Origin of the sequence: Microcoleus sp. CAWBG58, assembly GCF_020883045.1 — a bacterium.
GTDB lineage: Bacteria > Cyanobacteriota > Cyanobacteriia > Cyanobacteriales > Microcoleaceae > Microcoleus.
Map to the genome: position 1 here is coordinate 99783 of NZ_JAHRFA010000004.1, position 23005 is coordinate 122787.

The window sequence follows — 23005 nt, forward strand, 5'->3', positions numbered from 1 at the left end:
ATATAATTGGTAGCACAGGGGAACGAGAAACGAAGAATTGTGGAACATATTGAAAATCCCGACATCTATACTATAAAACAATCAAAAATGAATGATGAACAAATGACCGATCGCCCAAGAGTAGATTATGAAACTGCCTGGGACAGTTACGCCCAACAGTGGCAAGAAACTAATCCCCAACTTTCGCATATTGGCGACGAATGGATCGGGAAAGCTGCTGGTGCGGCCAACTCCTTAGCTGAATACGAAGCGCTGATCGAACAAGAATTTATTGCACCGTACATCAAACCAGAACATACGGTTTTAGAAATTGGTATCGGTGGCGGAAAAACTGGTTCGCTGTTGCTGAAATATTGCGATCGCCTAATTTGCGCCGATATTTCCAGTCAAATGCTGCAAGCAGCCCGATCGCGCTTGGGAGTCGATCGCGTTTCCTACGTCAAACTCGACGGTTTAACGCTAGATGGCATCGCCCAGGGTGCAGCCGATGTCTGCTTTTGCTACGATACCATGGTACACGTAGAAGCCGTAGACATATTCAACTACCTAACTCGCATTCCAAAACTGCTGCGGGGCGATCGCCTTTGCGTCTTCCACCATGGCAATATCCTCAGCGAATTAGGGTGGCAAAAATTCGCCGGCGAGTGGGACAAAAACTTGCTGGGACGCAGAGATGGCACGGCATTTTCAATTATGACCGATACAATTATGGAAAAATTTCTCAACCATTTAAACTACGAAATCCTCCTGAAAAATACATCTTCAGTACCGCGAGATTGCGTCTGGATTTGCAAAGCCCCGTTAAACAGTTGACAGTTGACAGCGTTAATCAGTTGATAGTTGACAGTTGACAGTTGACAGCGATGTTTTTCAAGCAGTCTCGCACCTGCTGGAATTAAGTCGAATAGCATTTAAATTGTGTGTCAAAAAAACAATTTTTCCTCTTGTGGCGTGGGTGTACCGCCCGCCCAAAATATACAATTTAAATGCGCTACAGCTTATAACTAATCGATCGAACATCATGTGAATCCTGTTATTCTTCCTTCTTCCCTCGGGAGCATCTGTGTTTTGCATTTATAGTGCGAGCTTAAGAGCTCGCGTATTGTATGACACGCGAGCTCTTAAGCTCGCACTATAATAAAAAAATGCTTTTTACAAAACTGAGCTCCTTCCTTTCCCTCTTCCCTCTTCCCTCTTCCTTCTTCCCTCTTCCTTCTTCCCTCTTCCTTCTAAAATGAAAGCATTATTTCTCCACCCCAACTTCCCCGCCCAATACCGCCACATTATCACGGCTTTAGGCGCAAATCCCAAAAATCAAATTGTTTTCGGCACTAAAAACGAGCGTCCAGAATGGGACATTCCCGGAGTTCGCAAAGCAGCATTTACCCCCAGCCGCGAACCCAACGCCCAGACTCACCAATACGTGCGCCCTTTAGAAAGTGCCGTCATCTACGGACAAGCCGTATTTAGAATGGCCGAACAACTCAAAGCTGACGGTTTTGTACCCGATGTAATCTGCGGACATTCCGGTTGGGGGCCGACACTATTTGTCAAAGAAGCTTTTCCAAATACGCCACTTTTGTGTTATTTCGAGTGGTTTTATCACGCCATTGGTTCCGACGCAGATTTCGATCCGGCGGAACCTTTAAGCGTTGACGACATGGCGAGAATTAGAATCAAAAATGCGCCGATTCTGATCGATTTATATTCTTGCGATTGGGGTTTGTCGCCGACTTATTGGCAGCGATCGCAATTCCCGCCAGAATTGCAACAAAAATTATCCGTACTCCACGACGGCGTAGACACCGATTACTTTAAACCAGATCCCGGTGCTAAACTAATTTTACCGAACTTAGATTTGTCCGGCGTTGACGAAATTGTCACCTACGTATCGCGGGGAATGGAACCTTACCGCGGCTTTCCAGAGTTCATTGAGTCGATCGCCTACGTGCAAGAACGTCGCCCCAACTGTCACGTTGTAATTGTTGGTTCAGACAGAGTTTGTTACGGCCGTTCTTTACCAAACGGCGAGTCTTACAAAGACCATATGCTCAAAAAAGTGCCGCTAGATATGTCGCGAGTCCACTTTGTCGGGCCGCTACCTTACGGACTGTATTTAAAAGTAATTCAAGCATCCGACGTACACGTTTATTTAACCAGACCTTTCGTGCTATCTTGGTCGATGATTGAATCTCTATCGGCAGGATGTTTAGTAATCGGTTCCGATACAGGCCCGGTGAGAGAAGTTATCCGCGATGGAGAAAACGGTTTAATCGTCGATTACTTCTCGCCGAAACAAGTAGCCGATCGCATTGACGAAGTTTTAGATCATCCTACCCGCATGGCAGAAATTCGCGTCAAGGCCCGTCAAACCGCCCTAGAACGCTACAGTTTAGCTAATATGTTACCGCAGCAGTTACAATTGATCGAGCAGGTTGCAAGTCGATCGATGCCGCCGACAGTTGGTACGCAGCCAGAACGGGAATTGGCCGCATCTTTTGGAGTGAGAATTTAGTGCGATCTTAAGGTACGTAGTTGGGCTTGGGCCCTCTTTCCTAATATTATAAAGAGGGCTAAAGCCCAACAACGTACCTAATTTGTTTGAAGATTATAAAATCGTCAGGTACCTATTTGCGTAAAGCGCCCTCTTTCCGAATATTATAAAGAGGGCTAAAGCCCAACAACGTACCTAATTTGTATGACGACAATAAAACCGCCCCGCTTATTAAGGGGCGATCGAGTCAGGTACGCAGCGGGAATTCTACATAATTTTAGGAACCTTAAAAAACTCCCCATCGCGATCGGGAGCACCAGCCAAAATACTCTCGCCGTTAGCAAAAGGTTGCAAATCGTCCGATCGCATAACATTGCTAACATCGATCGCCCGAGTTGTCGGTTTTACCTTACTCGTATCCAGTTCGCTCAACTGCTCAAAATAATCCAAAATACCGTTCAGTTGACCAGTAAACTGCTCTTCTTCTTCCGGCGTTAATTCCAATCGGGCTAAATTTGCTACTTTCCGAACTTCTTCTTTGTCAATCATAAAAATTGGGAATTGGGAATTGGGAATTGGGCATTGGGAATTGGGAATTGGGCATTGGGAAGAAGGGATTGGGAATAAGGCATTGATTATTTGTTGTTATTAGCCAAATTACTAACTACTAACTATTATCAATTCCCCATTCCCCATTCCCCATTCCCCATTCCCCATTCCCCATTCTCATCATAGTTAAAAATACACATCAATTTGCGATCGCCCTGTCGTCTTCAGCCAATTCTGCACCTCAATGTAATTGTTCGGCGCCAAACGAATAGCCTCCTTCCAGTAATCCGCAGCTTTGTCAAACAGCCCTTCCGCCGCTTCAACATTGCCAGCTTCCTTTTCCCTTTCCCCTTGATAGTGGTAAATCACAGCAATATTGTTCAGCGCTTGCGGCATTCTGGGATTCAGTTCAAGCGCTTCGCTGTAATACTCCAAAGCTTTATCGTGTTCGCCGTTGCTAGTATGGATCAGACCCATATTGTACAATACATAACTGCGATCGTAAGGATCTTCTTCCAGCTTCAGCGCTTCAGTATAATTGTCCAGCGCTTCAGCATATTCGCCATCAGCTTGAGCCGACATACCATCCCGATAATAAGCAAAAGCTTCCTTCGCCTTCTTTTTCGCGGGCATAATCTTCAGGATGATATCAGCCATTACCGTGAAACTTTTGTCAATAAAGTTATCGTTGCGTTGAGTTCTTGGCATATGCGATTCTTTTGGTTAGTGGCTAATCTCAAAAATTAGCGGGTAAAGTTTTCCTATGAATACTTGCACAACAATTTTAGTTGAGAGTTGTGCTGAGGATGCGAAAAAGACTTGTGAGACACAAGAACAAACTTGACAACACGCGCAAGTCCTATCTATTCTATTGTAGATAACTATTGCAAGACTTACAAAAAAAACATATTTTTTTTACATATTTAAACTTTTATTAAGTTTTCAAAGTTCAATACTTCGGACAATTTTAGATCTCATCGAGTATCTCAAACCCTTGATGGCTATAGGGCTGACTATTTTTTCAATCTTTAAGTCTAGCCCGCTCGTTTCAAAAAATCATTAAAAATGCCATGGCTTACTCGCGATACGACTTACAGAGTCGTTAAAAAAACTGTCCGAACTATTGAAAGTTCAGCCAACACTGAAAAGCTTTTGGGAAAAAAGTAGGGTACGGTTCAATTGAGGGTAACAGTTTGCGAGCGATCGGTGTAAGGTGAAGGCTGTCGCCTTAGTCCTAATTCGCCCCCCAAAGCATGAGTCCGAGCCAATCAGTCTTGGGGTTGGCATTTGCTAGATGCGATGGCGCAGGGGTTTCAGCCAGATTTCACCATTGCTGATGTCGGGACGGGATTGAGAGCAGGTCAGAAAGAAGTCCTGCCTGATACTCCTTGTCATGGAGATATTTTTCAGATCCAACAACAATTTGAGACAGTTGTTGACAATTGCTAATTAGCATGGTAATGTCAGACTATTCCAGCGTAAAAAATGTTAATTTTTCAAGCAGGATCAGGCAGTAGGGGTAATTGTATTCATTTGTAGTAAAAATAAGTTGGAAGTATTAATTAGGTAATGTCGTATCGTATTGTTGCTTATATCACCGCCTATTCAGATAAAACTGCCCTTGAGCGGTGTATCGCTTCTCTTAAGTGTCAAACTTATTCTATCGAGAAAATCTTAATAGTCGATAACTCGCCTCATGTTTTGTTGTCTCCTGAAGAATTAGACGAATCTATTATCGTCAAATCTTATCCCCAAAACATCGGCATTTCTGGCGGTTTACGAGTGGGTATTGAATGGTCTATTAAAAATGAATTTGATTTTATTTGGACTTTCGATCAAGATACTGAACCTTCACCAGATGCTTTAAAAAGATTAATTGAAACCTATGATAATCTCAAAGAAGCTCATCAAAAAATTGGAATTATTGCTCCACTTCCCGTTGATAGAGTCACAGGACAACAATGGAATGGAATGATCTTAGATAAGTATCAACTAAAACAATTTCTTATAAACGATCAAATCCCTGAAATTTATAAATGTGATGCTGTTATTACAGCAGGCTCTCTTATTTCCATTCAAGCCGCTTACAATACTCCCTTTCCTAATGAAAATTTATTTATTGAAGCAGTTGATTGGGAATATTGTCTAAAATTAAAGAAACAAAATTATTCTATATTTGTCAATAGAAATATTGTTCTAAAACAACGATTTGGAGAGACTCAAGAAGTTAACTTATTTTATCCTAAAATAAAAATAATGCGATTGAATTGTTCTCCGTTGCGTTACTACTACCGATGCAGGAATAACACCTTTGTCGAACTTAGTCTCGCTATGGAGAACAAACTATTGATTATGTTTAGTATTCATAGAATTAAAATTATGATTAATTTAGTTATTAAAATCTTGCTATTAGAAAACCTATCAAGAAGATTGAAAATTTGGGCTTGTCTGCGCGGAACTTATGATGGTTTCAGAGGGAACTTAGGAAAAACCTGGGTATAATCTACAAGGATGAGCCCGAGCCAATCAGTCGCAGCCAGTTTACCGCTTGATGCTCGCCAGAAAATAGCGATCGTGATATTGGCAAAGACAAAGTACGCACCCACACTATTAGTAGCGTTGGCGATCGGCTACCAGAGGTAACGCACCCTACAGATAGAGTCTTTGCGTAAGTCCTGTACTCTTTACCCCTTCCCCCTTTCCCCTTCCCCCTTCCCCCAACAGCAGTAACAAAAATACGTGGGGCAATGCGTGAGATATGTTATAGTAAACAGTCAGCCTAAATAGTTAGGTTTCAAATTGTTGTGTATTATATCAGGAAACCAAAATGCTCAGAACCGATGTAATTCAAAAAATAATCGACAAGAAAAAAGCCCTGAGGTATTTAGAAATCGGCGTAAATAATGGCGATAGTTTTTTCCCGATCGAGATCGCTCAAAAGGTGGGAGTAGATCCTAGTTTTGCATTTTCTGAAGAACGTAAATTGGAATGGGCTAGTAAAAATCTATGTAATGCAACAGCGCAATATATAGACGCCACTAGCGATGCTTTTTTTGCAAGTGCCAATCCGATCGAACGGTTTGATGTAGCATTTATCGATGGATTGCATACCTACGAACAATCATTGCAAGATGTCCTGAATACCTTGGACAACCTCAATGAAAATGGCGTAATAGTCATGCATGATTGCAAACCACCCCATGTCCTCGCAGCCTGTCCAGCTCAGTCTCTGCAAGCTGCGATCGACATGAATTTACCTGGATGGGATGGCAACTGGTGTGGTGATGTCTGGAAAACGATTTGTTATCTAAGAAGTAATCGCAAAGATTTGCGAGTCTTTGTGTTGGATTGCGATTTTGGCTTAGGCATAGTTATGAAAGGAAAGCCTGATATAGATCTAAACTTGAGCAAAGATGAATTGGATAAAATGACTTATGAAGATGTTCTCAATGGTAAAGAAAATTTTCTTAACTTAAAAGATGAAAACTATTTGTTTGAGTTCTTAGAAACAATCTAATTCACTATCCACTACTCACTATTCACTAATTTAATTATAGCGGTTCTCAGAAAGGTGAGGTACGTTGTTGGGAAGAAGGCCCTATACGTTTAAGCGGTTATACAAGCTGTCAGGCACACCTCATCTTTTTGAGAAAGGCTATATGCAAGCTGATATTTTTTATTAAGATGGCATTCGTCGCAGGTGGTTATATTCCGACACCCCCTGTATCTAGTTCTATTTTGAGTCAGATCGCAAGAATACAAATACCACTCAGAAATAAATGAGAATCAAGTAGATGTTTTCAATTGGTCAACGCTACGAATTACTGGCGATCGCCGGTATTCTCGACCCAAAGCTGACAGCAATCGCTATCAGCTTTGATGTACCTTTAATGATGGCAGAATTTGCCGTGCAGTGCTACCTTAAAACTGCCATTTTTGAACCATACCAAAAGTAGCAATGTTTTGCCCCAAAATCAAGGTCAGCCACAAAAAGCCTAAATTCTCCAGGTCTAAACCAGCTTTAATGCCCGCAACCTATAATTAAAAATAACCGCGTAATTTTCACAAAGAGAAACACATGGCTCCAAATCCCGGGATTATGCAAGCCGTCGAGCAACTTGGCTACCGCGTTACGGTTGGAGACGTGGCGGCAAAAGCTGGATTAGATGTCAATTTTGCCCAGCGAGAACTGTTAACGCTGGCCTCCGAAGCAGGTGGGAACCTGCAAGTAGCAGAATCTGGCGACATTGCCTACATATTTCCCAACAACTTTCGAGATATTTTGCGAAACAAATTCTTGCGCTTGCAGTTGCAGGAATGGTGGCAAAAAATCTGGCGAGTCCTATTTTACTTGATTAGAATATCTTTTGGCGTAGTGCTGGTAGCTTCCATCCTTTTAATTGTTGTTGCCATCACGCTTTTACTCTCCAGCATGAATAGCGACAATAACGGCGGAGGCGGCGGAAGCGGAGGCGAAAGTGGAGGTGGCGGCGGAGGCTTTTTCTTTTTTCCCTACTTCTGGAACGACTTAATCTGGATCTTTTACTGGAACCATGATGAACCATACTACCAGCAGCGATCGCGCGATCGCGGTCAAAAACCCCAGATGAGTTTTCTGGAAGCAGTTTTCTCATTTATATTTGGAGACGGGAATCCCAATAAAAATCTAGAAGAGCGCAAGTGGAGCGATATAGCCACCGCAATTCGCAACAACCGAGGCGCAGTCGCAGCCGAACAAATTGCGCCCTATCTCGACTATCTCGGACAGGGATACGCCCGAGAATACGAAGAATATATGTTACCAGCTCTCGCCCGTTTTGACGGCCGCCCCGAAGTCAGTCCCGAAGGCCAAATCATCTACCATTTTCCGCAATTGCAAACCACAGCCATCCTGCAAAATCCTCAACCAACAGGAGCTTATTTGCGAGAAATGCTGTGGCGTTTCAGTCACGCCGACTCCGGCCAGATCGTGCTCGCAGCAGGTTTAGGAGCCGTCAATCTTGTCGGTGCGTTAGTTTTGGGAAACTTATTGACTAAAAGTGCGATCGCAGGTGGATTCATCGGCTTCGTCAGCGGTATTTATCCACTGCTGCTGATTTACGGCGTCGGATTTCTGACAATTCCCTTAATCAGGTACTTCTGGATTCAGTGGAAAAATAGCCAGATAGAAGCTCGAAATCGCGATCGGCAGCAGCGAGCCATGTTATTAAACCAACCCGATGCCAACTTGCAGCAAAAACTGGCCTACGCCCAGGAATTTGCAGGCGAAAACGTTCTGACTGGAGAAGACCTAGCTTATACCACAGAAAGCGAATTAACTCAACAAGAACTAGAACAATCAGCCAAAATAGATGCTGAATGGCAGCGGCGAATTGGGCGATCGGATAATGTATAGCCCGAAGAATCAGGAAGGCAACACACAGATTTTTTCATAGTCCACGGAGGTGGACTTTGTTTTTGTAGTCGCGGTTTCTAACCGCCGGAGACTAGAAGTCTTCTGAGAATTGATCTTAGGTACGTAGTTGCGCTTCAGCGCTCTTTGCTTATATTAGGAAAGAGCGCTCAAGCGCAACTACGTACCTTGTATTGGCGTTGCTGCTGCAACGGTATGAACGACTCAATGTGAAAAAATGAAACAAACCAGTCAGTCAATATAGCTGAATTTTCAATTTACCCATTTTCATCCCCTGATTAAACAACGCCAAAATCATTTATTTTGAATACTAGAATCTGTTGTCTTTCTCATTCTTTAACAATCTTAGGTCGTTTAAAAATCAAACAATTTTGGTCGTATTTCGAGTCATGTCGCAGAGCTACAAGTTCCCACCCATCCTCCCCCAACTGATTGATAAATAGATGTAGCGAGCCTTGTTTCCAATCTCGCAGCTCCTCACCATTTACATATAAACTAATCAGCTTATTTCCAAAAGGATACATATTCGCATCCACAAATAAATACTCCCACTTTTGCATAGCAATCCTTAATTTAGTGATTAGTGATTAGTTATTAGTTATTTGTTCGTAGTTGTTAGGTATTGTTGGTGAATTGTGAGTTGCTACTAATGACAAATAACCAATAACCAATAACCAGTAACAAATAACCAATAACAAAGGTGTAGCAATTACTGCACAGCAATTCTAGCCAAAGCAGCACCCCGATAATAGTGCAACAAAATCTGCTGGTAGCCGTATCCCTGCCTAGCCAAATTGTAAGCCCCCCACTGACTCATTCCCACAGCGTGACCGAAACCTTTCCCAGCAACTTGAAAACCCGTAGGAGGCTTCCCGCCATTTCTGCCATTAAAAATCCCGCCGTACTGAGGAATCACAGTAAAGCGGGTACTCCTCAAATTTAGAACCCGACGCAAATCTGCGCCACTCATCACCCTAGAACCGCCATCTCCGACTACTTTCATCGTCAAAACGCTGCCGTAAGCAGTAGCGCGTTCCGGCTTCATCGAGATCACATTCCCAACACCAGAAATCCTGTTGCTGATTTGAGCCCGGGAAAAATTTTCTTTCCACTGGTAAACCGGCGCCCCTTGGTCAAAATCCGGAACCGCCCGCAGGTAAGGCAGGGGTTCCGTCCAAACATCCTCAACGTTCTCAGTGTGTCCGCCAGAGGCAGAGTGGAAAACAGCTAAAATAATCTGACCGTTGTAGGTGAGAACTTGACCAGCGGTGGCATCGACTGCGGCATAAGTACCCGAAGATTCTGTTTGCAGTCCTTTGTAAACCTGCGAAGATTGAGTATCGTCCACATCGTAAAGGTCGGTTTCGCTTTTGAGGCGCTTGTGGAGAGCGTAGGAACGGGCGGCGACTGCTTGAGCTTTCAAAGCCTCTTGAGGCCAATTGCCACTCATTTCGGCGCCGAGAACGCTGTAGAGATACTGTTCGATATCGACGTAGTTGACGGCAGTCAAGGCTCCTTTTTCGGGAACTAGAAGCGTGCGTCCCCGATACCATCGATCGCCAATCCAAACATAACCGTTTCCGGTCGGCTCGATCCAAATTTGATTGGCAGCCCAGCGACCAATTGCCACAGTTCCCGATCGAAATTGAGCTGACTGAGAACTGTTTGCCGGCAGTTCCCCCAAATTGCGCCCGCTGCTGTCGCGGATGGCAGCCTTAGTAGAACTGCCGACTTTGATTTGACTCGTCCCGTCTTGTACCGCCACTCGCAAAATTAGCGAGGCCTGCGCTGGGGCTACCATCACCAGCCAAAACAACAGCCCCATCCAAAAGTAGCGTTTTTTTAAAGTCGAAAGAACGGAACTAAAGAACACTCCTGACTGCATTTTAAAATTTTCCTCCTGTGCTGTATGAGCTTGACAATTTTTAAGAGTTCGGGAAGGTTCGGGAAAAAGGAAGGAGAACGGCAGAAAGAAAACGTTAGAATTGGGTTTAGCACTTTGTGCGTCAAAAATGATTGGAGCGACTAGATCCTGGCAGCAACAGCGATTTATCCCGGTTCCTGCCTGCGAATAATTCCTTTATGTCAGATTGGCCGCACCTGGATATTTGTAACATATTTTTTAAGATTTAATTGAGGTGATTTGACTCTTGCAGATTACATTTCTCGGAACTAGCTCCGGCGTCCCCACGCGATCGCGCAACGTTTCCAGTATCGCCCTCCGCTTGCCCCAGCGAGCCGAACTCTGGCTGTTTGACTGCGGCGAAGGAACCCAGCACCAATTTCTCCGTAGCGAGCTAAAAGTCAGCCAACTGAGCCGGATTTTCATCACTCACCTGCACGGCGACCACATTTTCGGCTTAATGGGTTTGCTGGCTAGCTGCGGTTTGGCGGGGAATGTCAAGCGTATCGATCTTTACGGGCCTCCGGGACTTGAAGAATATTTGCAAGCTGGCGTTCGCTATTCTCAAACTCATTTTTCTTACCCGGTGAAGGTACACAAAAGTCACGAGGGAGTTGTCTATGAAGATGACGAATATATTGTGAGTTGTGCTCCTTTAAAACACCGAGTTACTGCTTTTGGTTATCGTGTTACCGAGAAAGACAGACCGGGACATTTCGATGTCGAAAAAGCCAAGGCTGTGGGCATTCCTTCCGGGCCAGTTTACGGCGAATTAAAACAAGGAAAAACGGTAAAATTATCCGACGGGCGACAGTTTAAAGGCAGTGATTTTTGCGGCCCGGATCAAGTCGGGCGGAAGTTTGTTTACTGTACAGACACAGTTTTTTGTGACAGCGCCGTGGAATTGGCAAAGGATGCGGACTTGTTGGTACACGAAGCGACGTTTGCCCATCAAGATGCTCAAATGGCCTTCGATCGCCTGCACTCAACCTCGACAATGGCGGCTCAAGTTGCCTTGCTCGCTGGGGCGAAACAGTTAATCATGACGCATTTTAGCCCGCGTTACGCTCCCGGAAATGCGATCGTCCTGGATGATTTGCTCAAAGAAGCCCAAGCTATTTTTCCGAACACAAAAATGGCCTATGACTTTTTGAGTTATGAAATACCTAGACTTGTTGAAAAGTAGGGTTCTTTAATGCTGATAAATCGCGATCGAGCTTTGAGGTGTCTTCAAGGGCGATCGCCGTTTGACGAGTCTTCATAAATGCCGACTTGCCTAACTTACGCAAGCTATGGTAAAGCGGAGTTAGGATGGTACCAAGAGATGATCAAATAATTAAACATGATCGATGACGAATTACGAAAACAAATTTCTGAAATAGCTAGTAAATTTAAGCTATTTGAATGTAATACTTGCGCTTTAAGCATCCAAGAGTTTTTAACTGAAAGGGGTATTTCAGGAAAAAAAGTCAAAATTTACACTGGCAGTGCGAAGGGGAAATATGGTAATATTTACCATGATGACCTCGGACAAAATATTGCTACGAATGGAAGGCATGAAGCGATTTTAGTTCAAATCAATGGGGAGGAATTAATTTTTGATAATATCCACAAGGAAGGAATTTCTAAACAGGAGTGGTTGGGAAAATTTTATTGTTTGGCGATCGAGCTGGGCGGTCAATTTGAGATTGCGGAAATTGAATTTTAGCTAAAAGGAGATAAAATAATGTTAGATTTGTATGATTTGCTAGGAAAAATCAAGCAAAGAACGTCTTTATACTTGGGGAAGCGATCGCTCAGTCATCTTCATGTTTTTTTGGACGGTTATACCTTTGCCCGCCGTCAACTTGGCATTCCTGTAACAGAACAAGAAACAAAGTTTGAGGAGTTTCAAGAATGGATAGAGAATCGATTTAACCAAGCAGATACTCAATCTTGGAGTCGCATTATTCTTTTTTATTCTGAGGATGAAGCGGATGCACTGAAGCGCTTTTTTGATTTATTTGAAGAATTCTTGAATAGCGAACAGTTGCCAAAAGATGATGCAACAAATAATTGCAAAATGTCTGATGAGTTGAGTGTTGTAGGTGTAAATGGTTGAGTCGGGTATTGAGAGGGATGGGAAAGAGCGATCGCACTTTCGGACAGTACGGGCGATCGCACTTTCGGAATAAGAAACAATTGCGCTACACTCAAAACATTATGAAACTGCTTTGAGGTATGGCGTTACAGGCTTCAAATCGATAATCAGAGTACACGCACCCTATCAGAGTAAATCTTCTTCAGATAGCTGAGCTATTTTCATTAAGGCTCTCAAGGTTCCAACTTTCAAATCTTGATTGCGGTGAACAGGAATTGACAAAATTTGCTCTAATTCTGGGTTTTCATAGATATGATGACTGCCAGTAATTCTTTTCAAAACCCAATTTTTATGCTCTACTATTTTGCAAAGTTGTTTGCCAGAAATAGATTTCATACAGCAATTTCCACAATTTTATCTGTGGAGGCAACTGCTTCACGACTATTAGCAACTTCGAGCCAGCCGACTATAGCATCTTTTAAATTAATCATCACTTCTTCGATAGTGTCTCCTTCAGTAATGCACCCCGGCAGTGCGGGAACTTCTGCCCAATAGCCACCTTCTTCTGCTGGATGAATGATTGCTCTAATTTTCATACATTTATTCAGTTATTTTTAAGCCTATGATAGCAAGTATCAATTAAATATAGCGGTTCTCAGAAAGATGAGGTACGTTGTTGGGCTTGGGCCCTCTTAGTCTAAGCGGTTATACTGATGCCAGTCATACCTCATCTTTTTGAGAAAGGCTATATATAGCATTTATTGTAAAAATGAGTTATCTGTAGGGTGCGTCGCCATCAAAAATCATCAAAAAAATCGACAATCTCATAGCGACGCACCTTTCAAAATCTCAGGTCACTGAATATATAGCATATTTCAGGTTTATGTGGTATACACAATATTGAGAGTTCCCGTGTAAGGTGCGACGGGATCTATCTGCAAGTTTTATCTAAGATATCGCAGCGACGCGCACCCTACCAAAGACAAAAGAATATAGCTGCTAATGTACTTGATGAAGCTGGAATCTGCTGTAATATCACTGTAAACTATATTAACCCCAAATATTTAAAATTACCATGATAATTGAATTTGGCACATTAGGCTTAAAACTAGCACAAGCAATCGCGCCTAAACTTGCCGAAATAGGATTCAAAGAAGCTATAAAAAAAATCAATCCTAGCGACTTTGAAAAAGCTTGTATTTCTGGCATTAAAACCGCCGATAAAACCCATGAATTATTCTATCCTTCCGAATTGGGTGTAGTCGAAGATTTTCTGAAAAGTTTCTTGGCTGGGGCCGCACTTCCAGAACTCCTAAAACCTTTCAACAATCAAGGAACGCCTCAAGTTGATTTGTTAGTTGCAGCTTTTAATGTGACAGTCGCAGAAAACAAGAGAATTCAAGACAGATTCATGCGAGAAAAAGTGAGTGACTGGCTGGATGTTTTTGCCAGAACTTATTTCGAGAAAACCAATTGCTATTTAAATTTTCAGGTTGCCAAAGCAGACTACTTTAAGCAAGTTGCCAACTGGTTTGATGATGTCAAATTTGCTGGTATTGCTGTCGAAGGGCAGGAAATCGAAAAATCGGAAAAATTGGCTCAGATTTTTGTGATGCCCGATGTCTTGGAAGACGTAAATACTCATGTAAGCTTGGATATCCAAGAATTAGATGCAAGCAAAGATCTGCAACTATTTCAACGAGGAAGTCGCTCCGGCAGAAAGTTTTTAGCTTCACAACTATTGAGTCAAAATCGCTCAAATAAATTTGTACTCCTGGGCGCGCCCGGTTCTGGAAAAACAACTTTACTCAGTTTTTTTGCAGTGATGTTGGCTCAGAATTATCCAGAAAAACTCGGCTGGGATGCTGAGAGAGATTGCTTGCCGATTTTGATTAAAATTCGCGATTTTGCTAGGCTTTCAGATATCAGTCTCCTCGACTACGCCCGCCAGTTTGCTGAGAAAACTATGTCGGTGAAACCGCTACCCGAAGGCTTTTTTGAGTATTGGCTGGCTGACGGTAGGGCGATGATTTTGTTGGATGGATTGGATGAGGTTGTAGAAGAATCCAAACGCTACGCCGTAGTGCAGCAGATTGAGAATTTTTTGGGGCAGTACCATCAAAATCTGGCAATTATTACTTCTCGCCCTGCGGGTTATAAGCGCGATTTTTTTAATAGTTCGGAGTTTGAACACTATCAGTTACAACTGCTTGATGATGCTAAGGTTGATGAGTTTATTAATCATTGGTATGACAGCCGGGTTCGAGATGCGGCGGAAGCTCAACGCCGGAAAGAAAGCATTAAAAAAGCTCTGGATGATAATGACAGAATTAAATTGTTGGCGAGAAATCCGCTGTTGCTGACAATCATTGCTTTGATTCACCGTTATCAAGCGGTACTGCCGAGGGCGCGCCACAAGCTTTATGAAAAAGCTGTGGAGACGCTATTAAAGTGTTGGGATGCCAACAAAAAAATAACCGAGCAGTCGTCATTCAAATGTTTAGATGAAGACGACTTACGGCGGCTGATGGAAATTCTCGCCTATTGGATTCATACTCAGGGTAGTACCGACAATCCTGAAGGCGGAACGCTGATTGCTAAGGATGATTTGTTGGAGCAGTTAACTCAGAACATTAAAACCAAAAAACAGGTTGAACGGTTCCAGGCAAGAGAGGAAGCTAGACGATTTGTAGATTTTATTCAACAGCGAACGGGATTGCTCAACGAACAAGGACAAGATTTATATGCTTTTGTCCACAAAACTTTTCAAGAATATTTGTGCGCTCAAGAAATTGCCTATCAGGCGGATGATGACGGTGATTTTGAGATTATTTTGAATCATATTCGAGACAATTTGCACGATGCTCACTGGCGGGAAGTGTTGCTGTTGTTGATTGCTCAACAAAAACCCAAGAAAGCAGCTAAAGCGATGCGGGCTATTTTGGAGGCTAATAGCGAGTATGAGCAATGGTTGCACCGCGATTTGTTTTTTGCTGGCAGTTGCCTTGCTGAAAATATTAAAGAGTTAAAGGTGGTAGATGGCAGTCTAGCTGTGGAGATTTTGGAGAAGTTGGTTGACTTGGAGGTAGGAGGTGGGGAACAGGTTGGTAACAGAGTTCGCTCTCAGGTTTTTCAAATCCTTTGCAGTATGAATGAGACTGAGTTTGAATTGCAAACTTTGCAACTTTTGAAAGCAAGGGGTGTTGATGCAAATCCTTTGTGGAGATATCAAATGGCTTTAGGGGAAAAAGAAGCTGTCATGACTGCCATGCTACTACGTCTCGAAGATGGGAATGAGGATGTGCGTAGCTCGGCAGCATTAGCCTTGGGTAACTTGGGAAATGCTTCAGAAACCGTCATTAGTGCCATGCTACTACATCTCCAAGATGAGGATTCTTGGGTACGTTCATTTGCGGCACAGACCTTGGGCAGGTTGGGAAATGCTTCAGAAACCGTCATTAACGCCCTGCTGTTACGTCTTCAAGATAGCGACCGTTCGGTAAGTTCCTTCGCAGCATCTGCCTTGGGCAGGTTGGGAAATGCTTCAGAAGTCGTCATTAATGCCCTGCTGTTACGTCTGGAAGATGGGGATAACTCAGTGCGTTACTGGGCAGCATCTGCCTTGGGCAGGTTGGGAAATGCTTCAGGAACTGTCATCAATGCTCTGCTTTTACGTCTGGAAGATGAGGATAACTCAGTTCGTAGCTCGGCAGCAGCAGCCTTGGGCAGGTTGGGAAATGCTTCAGAAACTGTCATCAATGCTCTGCTACTAGGTCTGGAAGATGGGGATAACTCAGTGCGTAGCTCGGTAGCATCTGCCTTGGGTAACTTGGGAAATGCTTCAGAAACTGTCATCAATGCTCTGCTACTAGGTCTGGAAGATGGGGATAACTCAGTGCGTAGCTCGGTAGCATCTGCCTTGGGTAACTTGGGAAATGCTTCAGGAACTGTCATCAATGCTCTGCTACTAGGTCTGGAAGATGGGGATAACTCAGTTCGTTACTTGGCAGCATCTGCCTTGGGCAGGTTGGGAAATGCTTCAGGAACTGTCATCAATGCTCTGCTACTAGCTCTGGAAGATGGGGATAACTCAGTGCGTAGCTCGGCAGCATCTGCCTTGGGTAACTTGGGAAATGCTTCAGGAACTGTCATCAATGCTCTGCTACTAGCTCTGGAAGATGGGGATAACTCAGTGCGTAGCTCGGCAGCATCTGCCTTGGGTAACTTGGGAAATGCTTCAGAATCTGTAATCAGTGCCCTGCTGTTACGTCTCGAAGATAGGCATGACTTTGTTGTGCATTACTCGACAGCAGCAGAAGCCTTGGGTAAGTTGGGTTTGAAATCTAGTGAGGTTTTGCCTGCTGTCGTGCAATGGATCGATCGCCACCAAGATACACCATACGTCGGTTCAGGTATTGATGTGTTGTGGGATTTGGTCGGGAGTTAGGGAATTTGAGCCGGGAATCCCAAATCGATCGCATCGCCCCCAAGGACGCCTTCGACAGCCTAGGACGGCAAATGGTTGCTACAATCGGTAAAGGTAAACGTTGTGGCTCACACTACAGCCCCTAATGCTGCAAACTAAAGCTAATTATTAAAAATCTGCCTCTCCTGCCATGTTTAAAAATCTGCTAGGCGACCCCAACGCTCGCAAACTGAGAAAATTTCAGCCTTGGGTAGCTGATATCAATATCTTGGAAGAAGAAATCCGCGCCCTCTCAGACGACGGCCTCAGAGGCAAAACGGCGGAATTTAAAGAACGTCTGGCCAAAGCTAAATCTCTCAATGAAGAGAAAGAGATTCTAGACGACATCTTGCCGGAAGCTTTTGCAGTGGTGCGCGAAGCGGGACAGCGGGTTTTGGGAATGCGCCACTTTGATGTCCAACTCCTGGGCGGCATCATCCTGCACAAAGGCCAAATTGCTGAAATGAAAACGGGTGAGGGCAAAACTCTCGTGGCTACGCTGCCGGCTTACCTCAACGCCCTCAATGGTAAAGGTGTACACATCATCACCGTCAATGATTATCTCGCCAGACGGGACGCGGAATGGATGGGACAGGTGCACCGCTTCCTGGGATTGACTGTGGGACTGATCCAGCAGGGCATGGATCAGGTGGAACGCAAGAAAAATTATAACTGCGACATTACCTACGCCACGAACAGCGAAGTCGGCTTTGACTATTTGCGCGACAACATGGCTACTGTCATGGAAGATGTGGTGCAGCGCCCTTTCAATTTCTGCGTGATTGACGAAGTTGACTCGGTGCTGATTGATGAAGCGCGGACGCCTTTGATTATTTCCGGCCAAGTCGAACGTCCCAGCGAGAAGTACATCCGGGCGGCGGAGGTGGCTGCTTCCCTGAGAAAGGAAAATGAAGAACATTACGAGGTTGACGAAAAGGCGCGGAATGTGCTGTTGACCGATGAAGGGTTTGGTGAAGCTGAGAATTTGTTGGGCGTTACGGATTTGTACGATCCGGCTGACCCTTGGGCGCATTACATTTTTAATGCGATTAAGGCGAAGGAATTGTTTATTAAGGATATTAACTACATCGTCAATCTCGATCGCGAAGTGGTGATTGTTGATGAGTTTACCGGGCGGGTGATGCCGGGACGGCGATGGAGCGACGGTTTGCACCAGGCGATCGAAGCGAAGGAACACGCGGAAATTCAGCCAGAAACTCAGACGCTGGCGACTATTACTTATCAAAATTTCTTTTTGCTATATCCGAAGCTGTCGGGGATGACTGGGACGGCGAAGACTGAGGAAACGGAATTTGAGAAGATTTACAGTCTGGAAGTGACTCTGATTCCTACTAACCGGATTCCCAGTCGTGGTGACTTGTCGGATATGGTTTACAAGGCAGAGTCCGGCAAATGGAAGGCGATCGCCCAAGAATGCGCTGAAATGCACGAAGTCGGTAGGCCGGTACTGGTTGGTACTACCAGCGTCGAAAAATCCGAGTTGCTGTCGCGGCTGCTTCGGGAACTCAAGATTCCTCACAATTTGCTGAATGCGAAACCGGAAAATGTGGAACGGGAGTCGGAAATTATCGCTCAAGCCGGTCGCAAAGGCGCTGTGACGATCGCCACAAACATGGCGGGACGGGGTACCGACATCATTCTCGGCGGTAATTCCGAGTACATGGGACGCCTGAAGTTGCGCGAGTATTTGATGCCCCGGATCGTGCGCCCGGATGATGAAGACGGGTTTTCGCTGGTGCAAGCGCCTGGAATTGGCGGCCGCCCCGCAGCTCAAGGTTTTGGTCAAACTGCGAAAAAGGTCAAGTCTTGGAAGGCTTCGGCCGAGATTTTCCCGACACAGCTATCGAAAGAGGCCGAGCAAATGCTCAAGGCGGCGGTTGAATTGGCGGTGAAGGAGTACGGCGAGCGATCGCTCTCGGAATTGCAAGCCGATGATATCGTGGCTGTAGCCTCGGAAAAAGCCCCCACCAAAGATATCGTGATTCAAAAATTGCGGGAAGCTTACAATCGCACTCGCAGCGAATACGATGCTTTTACCAGCACCGAACACGATGAAGTTGTGCAGTTGGGCGGCTTGCACGTGATCGGTACGGAACGCCACGAATCGCGCCGGATTGACAATCAGTTGCGCGGCCGGGCGGGACGCCAAGGAGACCCCGGTTCTACGCGGTTTTTCTTGAGTTTGGAAGACAATTTGCTCAGGATTTTCGGCGGCGAACGGGTTGGCACTTTGATGAATATGTTCGGTGTTGAGGCAGATATGCCGATCGAATCTGGAATGCTGACTCGATCGCTCGAAGGTGCTCAGAAAAAAGTCGAAACCTACTATTACGACATCCGCAAGCAGGTATTTGAATACGACGAAGTGATGAACAATCAGCGTCGAGCCATCTATGCGGAACGCCGCCGAGTTTTGGAAGGTTTGGACTCAAAAGAACAGGTGGTTAAGTACGGCGAACAGACAATGGACGACATTGTGGGAGCATACATCAACCCCGATTTGCCTTCGGAAGAATGGGAACTCGAAAAACTTGTCAGCAAGGTGAAGGAATTTGTTTATCTGCTGGCTGACATGACATCGGATCAGCTAGAAGATTTGTCAGTTGAGGAAATTAAAACTTTCCTCCACGAACAAGTCCGCAATGCTTACGACATGAAGGAAGCGGAAGTTAATGCCATCCGTGCCGAATTGATGCGCGATGCGGAACGGTTCTTTATCTTGCAGCAAATTGATACTTTGTGGCGCGAACACTTGCAGCAAATGGATGCTTTGCGCGAGTCTGTGGGGCTGCGCGGTTACGGACAAAAAGATCCGTTAATCGAGTACAAAACTGAAGGTTACGAGTTGTTTTTGGACATGATGACGGATATCCGCCGCAACGTGGTTTATTCGCTGTTCCAGTTCCAGCCGCAGCCTGCAATGCCTGTTTCGGCTGAGATGGTTTAGAGGGATTTGGTAGGGACACAAGATTGTTGTGTTTTGATTGATTGTGGCGGAATGCGATGTCGGTTCGTAGTGAGGACTTTAGTCCTTAGATTGATGCGGACTAAAGTCCTCACTACAAACCAATTTTACTGGTTCGTAGTGAGGACTTTAGTCCTTAGATTGATGCGGACTAAAGTCCTCACTACAAACCAATTTTACTGTATTAAGCCCAATCTTCTTGGTCGCTTTTTTGCTTCCTGTAAACTTCACCTTGGGCGTGAATTTTGCGGGTTTGTTCGTAAAGTGTTTCTTCGGTATGATTCCATTGTTGCAGGAGTTTTTTTAAGTCTGCTTGGATATCTCTAGCGCCGGGAAATCCTTTGTAGCGAATGATTAATCTTGCTAATTCTGATAAATTTTGGTCGGTTGGTTCTTTTCCTAATAAACTATCGACTGTGGCTCGATCGCGCTTGTATTGCGGGTGCTGTTGGTCTTGATTTTTTTCTAGTAAATCCATGTTTTTTTGTGGTAAAACGGTTTGTAGTGAGGACTTTAGTCCGCAGCATTTTGCGGACTAAAGTCCTCACTACGAACCTATATTATTAGGGTGAGTTTAGCGGACATCATATAATTTTGAAAAAAAGTGTTGTTTTTTTCACTCAACCTCTAAGTAAAGGTGCGTTGCTATGAGAATTTTGAGCTTGGTTTAGGGATTGCAGGCGACACACCCTACAACTGAAAGCTGGAGTTTTGCGCCACGTTATTGCTGGGCGGTTTGGTTTAGACGAGATTGCGGCCGCTCATGAATTGCAGGAAAGCGGTAGTGCGATCGGCAATTTGGTTTTATTGAGGTAGATTTTTAGGTACGTTGTTGCGCTGTCTTCGCTCTTGGATCTAAGAAAGAGCGCTGAAGCGCAACAACATACCTTAATTTAAGTCGATCGCCCGGACAATCGATCGCCAAAATCAAGGAGACAGTTGCCACACCTTGATCGTGTCGTCATAACTGCCGCTGATCAGAGTTTTGTCCTCAGGATTAAAAGCCAATTCCACCCAAGTAGAATGACCTTTCAGCGTGCCTTGCTCCCCGCCATCCATCGCCCACAGCTTGATAGTTCCGCTCAAATCGCTGCTGGCTAGCGTCGCCCCGTCGGGACTGAAAGCTACAGACTGAATTCTATCGGTATGACCGGCAAAAGTCACCATACCGGATGGTTCGGGCCCGTGATCCGTGGTGATATCCCAAATCTTCACGGTATTGTCCCAGCCACCGCTGCCCAAAATTGTACCGTCGGGGCTGATGGTAAGCGCCGACACAGCATCCACATGACCCCTGAGAGTGGCTTGGAATGCCCCTGTTTTCCAATTCCACATCTCGATCGTACCGTCGCCTTTGCCAGCAAACAAAGTGTCTTTATAGGAACTGAAAGCTACCGAATGCACTTCGTTTGTTATCCCGTTGAGTGTTTGCAACTCGGCGCCGCCTTCGACTTGCCACAGCTTCAAAGCATTATCTTTGCCGACACTGGCGAGGGCTTTGCCGTCGGGACTGAACACCACCGAGAACACGCCGTCTGTGTGTCCGTCCAATGTCCGAATTAACTGGCCAGAATAGAAATTCCACACTTTAATCGTACCGTCAGCACCACCGCTGGCGATCGTCCTGCCATCGGGACTCACTGCCACTGACCACACGGGCCCCAAATGTGCCGTCAAAACCTTGAGCACTTTACCGTGACGCTTGTGCCGCAGGTGAATTGTCCCGTCGTTGTTGCCCGTGACTATCACGCGGCCGTTGGGAGTGACTGCTACCCCCCACACCGGATTTTTGTCTTGCTCCGCCAGAGTCCGCACTGCGGGCCGTGACAGCGATGGCTCAGTGCTGAAATTCTGCATGGGGGGCGGGTCAAACCGAATGTCGGGAATGCTAGAAACAGGCTCGTTGGAAGTGAAAGCCTCCGATACCGGAGATGGCAAACCAGAACCGAGCACCAATGAAATCAGAGCAACTGCGGCTCCCCCCCACATAGCTAAAGTCCACTTGGGTTTGCTGGCAATCACCTCTATCGGTGTCGGGCCGTATTTCATGTCTGTGAGAATTGCTTCGATCGATCGATAGCGTTTTGATGGTTCTCGCTGCACCATTTTATCCAGAATGCGGCCGAGTCTGGCAGAAACTGGTACTTTCAAATAATCCCTCCAGGCCCAAGCGTCGGCTTTGATGTCAAACAAATCAAAGGGCGACATTCCCGTTAACAAGTGGATGCACGTGACGCCCAAACTGTAGATGTCGCTGCTCTTAATTGCTTCACCTTTAATTTGTTCCGGTGCCGCGTATTCGGCCGAACCCGTCACTGTTTCTGTTTTCAGCGGCCCGCTGTTGGCAGGAATTGCGGAGCCGAAATCGACTAAAACTAGACCGGATTCCTCGTCCCAAGAATCCAGATGCTCTTTCCCGACTATTGCTGCCGGCGTTTGGGAAGATTTGCGGTGAATAATATTCGACGGTTTGATATCTCGGTGAATCAGTTGATTTTCGTGGACAAATTCCAGCACTGGTAACAACTCGCTCAGCAGATACCAAATGTGAAGTTCTTTAAAAACGCCTTTTTCCGAAAGTCGATCGGCTAAATTGCGCCCTTCAATGTATTCTTGCACTAAATATTGGCAGCCTTCGACTTCAAAAGATGCCAGCAGTTTCGGTACTTGCCGGTGTTTGCCCAACTTGTCGATAACTGAGGCAGAACCCAAAAATGTCCGCTTAAAGTGGTGTTGACCGTCGGCGATTGACGGCATGGGGCCGCAGAACTGTTGAATGACGCAGCGGGGTTGCGCTGGCTGGTCTTCATCGGCTGCTAGGAAGGTGCCGCAAGCGATACTTTGGCCGAGGGTGTGAAAGACTCGGTAGCGCCCTTTGAGCAGCAAGTTCGACTCGCAATTTGTGCAGGTTGTCGCGCGATCGAGATTTTTGGGATTCTGGCAATTGGGATTGATACAGTAACTCATTTGTCTTGCCGCTGGAGACCCCCGTCCGATTTAAAGGGAGGAGTGGGGGAGGAAAGCGGGGCGGTGCGTGCCGCTTCCTGTGGACAAATTAAATAATTTGAATCTTTGCTTTATCATAATTGTTTCCTAGATTTTAGCCACAATTGCT

General features: G+C 45.2%; 21 protein-coding genes. 13 read left to right on the forward strand and 8 right to left on the reverse strand.

The genetic code is table 11. The features are described from left to right. The first annotated feature begins 87 nt into the window (after positions 1-87). Together QZ918_RS02490 and QZ918_RS02495 are read left to right on the forward strand one after the other, a co-directional pair. A complete protein-coding gene (locus tag QZ918_RS02490) occupies positions 88-813 on the forward strand; it encodes a class I SAM-dependent methyltransferase (RefSeq protein WP_293330667.1) in 726 nt (241 codons plus the stop codon). Between the two features lie 421 nt (positions 814-1234). Next, on the forward strand, positions 1235-2515 hold the full coding sequence (locus tag QZ918_RS02495) for a glycosyltransferase family 4 protein (protein ID WP_293330669.1): 1281 nt from the start codon (positions 1235-1237) through the stop codon (positions 2513-2515). 246 nt (positions 2516-2761) lie between these two features. Here the strand turns inward: QZ918_RS02495 and gatC are convergent, their stop codons facing one another. Together gatC and QZ918_RS02505 are read right to left on the reverse strand one after the other, a co-directional pair. Further along, positions 2762-3043, reverse strand: coding sequence for an Asp-tRNA(Asn)/Glu-tRNA(Gln) amidotransferase subunit GatC (gene gatC, locus QZ918_RS02500; RefSeq protein ID WP_293128462.1), 282 nt, complete (start codon positions 3041-3043; stop codon positions 2762-2764). Positions 3044-3229: 186 nt separating this feature from the next. After that, complete coding sequence (locus tag QZ918_RS02505) at positions 3230-3751, reverse strand: photosystem I assembly protein Ycf3 (protein WP_293152504.1); 522 nt, start codon at positions 3749-3751, stop codon at positions 3230-3232. 861 nt (positions 3752-4612) lie between these two features. Here QZ918_RS02505 and QZ918_RS02510 point away from each other — a divergent pair. The 5 genes from QZ918_RS02510 (at position 4613) to QZ918_RS02530 (ending at position 8438) form a co-directional block, all read left to right on the forward strand. Then, positions 4613-5545 carry a glycosyltransferase gene (locus QZ918_RS02510; RefSeq protein WP_293183324.1) on the forward strand — a complete coding sequence of 311 codons (933 nt, stop codon included), beginning with the start codon at positions 4613-4615 and terminating at the stop codon, positions 5543-5545. Positions 5546-5554: 9 nt separating this feature from the next. Beyond that, the gene (locus QZ918_RS02515) at positions 5555-5686 is read left to right on the forward strand and encodes a hypothetical protein (RefSeq protein ID WP_293152510.1); all 132 of its coding nucleotides are present in this window, start codon (positions 5555-5557) and stop codon (positions 5684-5686) included. 184 nt (positions 5687-5870) lie between these two features. Continuing rightward, positions 5871-6560: a class I SAM-dependent methyltransferase gene (locus QZ918_RS02520; protein WP_293330671.1), complete on the forward strand. Its 690-nt coding sequence runs from the start codon at positions 5871-5873 to the stop codon at positions 6558-6560. A gap of 277 nt (positions 6561-6837) precedes the next feature. Then, a complete protein-coding gene (locus QZ918_RS02525) occupies positions 6838-6999 on the forward strand; it encodes a hypothetical protein (protein ID WP_293330673.1) in 162 nt (53 codons plus the stop codon). A 122-nt stretch (positions 7000-7121) separates the two neighbouring features. After that, positions 7122-8438 (forward strand): hypothetical protein, encoded by a 1317-nt coding sequence (locus QZ918_RS02530; RefSeq protein WP_293330675.1) that lies wholly within the window; start codon positions 7122-7124, stop codon positions 8436-8438. A gap of 347 nt (positions 8439-8785) precedes the next feature. On the opposite strand, the gene QZ918_RS02535 is transcribed toward QZ918_RS02530, so the two are convergent. Continuing rightward, entirely contained in the window at positions 8786-9016 is a 231-nt protein-coding gene (locus QZ918_RS02535; protein ID WP_293330677.1) for a DUF4177 domain-containing protein, read from the reverse strand. A 149-nt stretch (positions 9017-9165) separates the two neighbouring features. Beyond that, positions 9166-10341: a SpoIID/LytB domain-containing protein gene (locus tag QZ918_RS02540; RefSeq protein WP_293330679.1), complete on the reverse strand. Its 1176-nt coding sequence runs from the start codon at positions 10339-10341 to the stop codon at positions 9166-9168. A gap of 265 nt (positions 10342-10606) precedes the next feature. Between QZ918_RS02540 and QZ918_RS02545 the strand changes: the two genes are divergently transcribed. The 3 genes from QZ918_RS02545 (at position 10607) to QZ918_RS02555 (ending at position 12460) form a co-directional block, all read left to right on the forward strand. Next, on the forward strand, positions 10607-11545 hold the full coding sequence (locus QZ918_RS02545) for a ribonuclease Z (RefSeq protein ID WP_293330682.1): 939 nt from the start codon (positions 10607-10609) through the stop codon (positions 11543-11545). A gap of 156 nt (positions 11546-11701) precedes the next feature. After that, positions 11702-12067, forward strand: a complete 366-nt coding sequence (locus tag QZ918_RS02550) for a papain fold toxin domain-containing protein (protein WP_293330684.1) — start codon at positions 11702-11704, stop codon at positions 12065-12067. Between the two features lie 18 nt (positions 12068-12085). Then, a complete protein-coding gene (locus tag QZ918_RS02555; RefSeq protein WP_293330686.1) occupies positions 12086-12460 on the forward strand; it encodes a hypothetical protein in 375 nt (124 codons plus the stop codon). 165 nt (positions 12461-12625) lie between these two features. On the opposite strand, the gene QZ918_RS02560 is transcribed toward QZ918_RS02555, so the two are convergent. Continuing rightward, positions 12626-12835 carry a type II toxin-antitoxin system HicA family toxin gene (locus tag QZ918_RS02560; RefSeq protein ID WP_293330688.1) on the reverse strand — a complete coding sequence of 70 codons (210 nt, stop codon included), beginning with the start codon at positions 12833-12835 and terminating at the stop codon, positions 12626-12628. After that, entirely contained in the window at positions 12832-13035 is a 204-nt protein-coding gene (locus tag QZ918_RS02565; RefSeq protein WP_293330690.1) for a type II toxin-antitoxin system HicB family antitoxin, read from the reverse strand. Before QZ918_RS02565 ends, QZ918_RS02560 begins: the two co-directional genes overlap by 4 nt. A gap of 479 nt (positions 13036-13514) precedes the next feature. On the opposite strand from QZ918_RS02565, the gene QZ918_RS02570 reads away from it, so the two are divergent. Together QZ918_RS02570 and secA are read left to right on the forward strand one after the other, a co-directional pair. After that, complete coding sequence (locus tag QZ918_RS02570; RefSeq protein WP_293330692.1) at positions 13515-16886, forward strand: HEAT repeat domain-containing protein; 3372 nt, start codon at positions 13515-13517, stop codon at positions 16884-16886. Between the two features lie 169 nt (positions 16887-17055). Then, the gene (gene secA, locus QZ918_RS02575; RefSeq protein ID WP_293330695.1) at positions 17056-19872 is read left to right on the forward strand and encodes a preprotein translocase subunit SecA; all 2817 of its coding nucleotides are present in this window, start codon (positions 17056-17058) and stop codon (positions 19870-19872) included. 202 nt (positions 19873-20074) lie between these two features. Here secA and QZ918_RS02580 read toward each other — a convergent pair whose 3' ends face one another. Further along, the gene (locus QZ918_RS02580) at positions 20075-20368 is read right to left on the reverse strand and encodes a DUF3288 family protein (RefSeq protein WP_293330698.1); all 294 of its coding nucleotides are present in this window, start codon (positions 20366-20368) and stop codon (positions 20075-20077) included. Between the two features lie 218 nt (positions 20369-20586). On the opposite strand from QZ918_RS02580, the gene QZ918_RS02585 reads away from it, so the two are divergent. After that, positions 20587-20706 carry a zinc-binding dehydrogenase gene (locus QZ918_RS02585; RefSeq protein WP_293152574.1) on the forward strand — a complete coding sequence of 40 codons (120 nt, stop codon included), beginning with the start codon at positions 20587-20589 and terminating at the stop codon, positions 20704-20706. A gap of 111 nt (positions 20707-20817) precedes the next feature. Here the strand turns inward: QZ918_RS02585 and QZ918_RS02590 are convergent, their stop codons facing one another. Beyond that, positions 20818-22857 (reverse strand): WD40 repeat domain-containing serine/threonine-protein kinase, encoded by a 2040-nt coding sequence (locus QZ918_RS02590; protein WP_293330701.1) that lies wholly within the window; start codon positions 22855-22857, stop codon positions 20818-20820. Between the last annotated feature and the right edge of the window lie 148 nt (positions 22858-23005).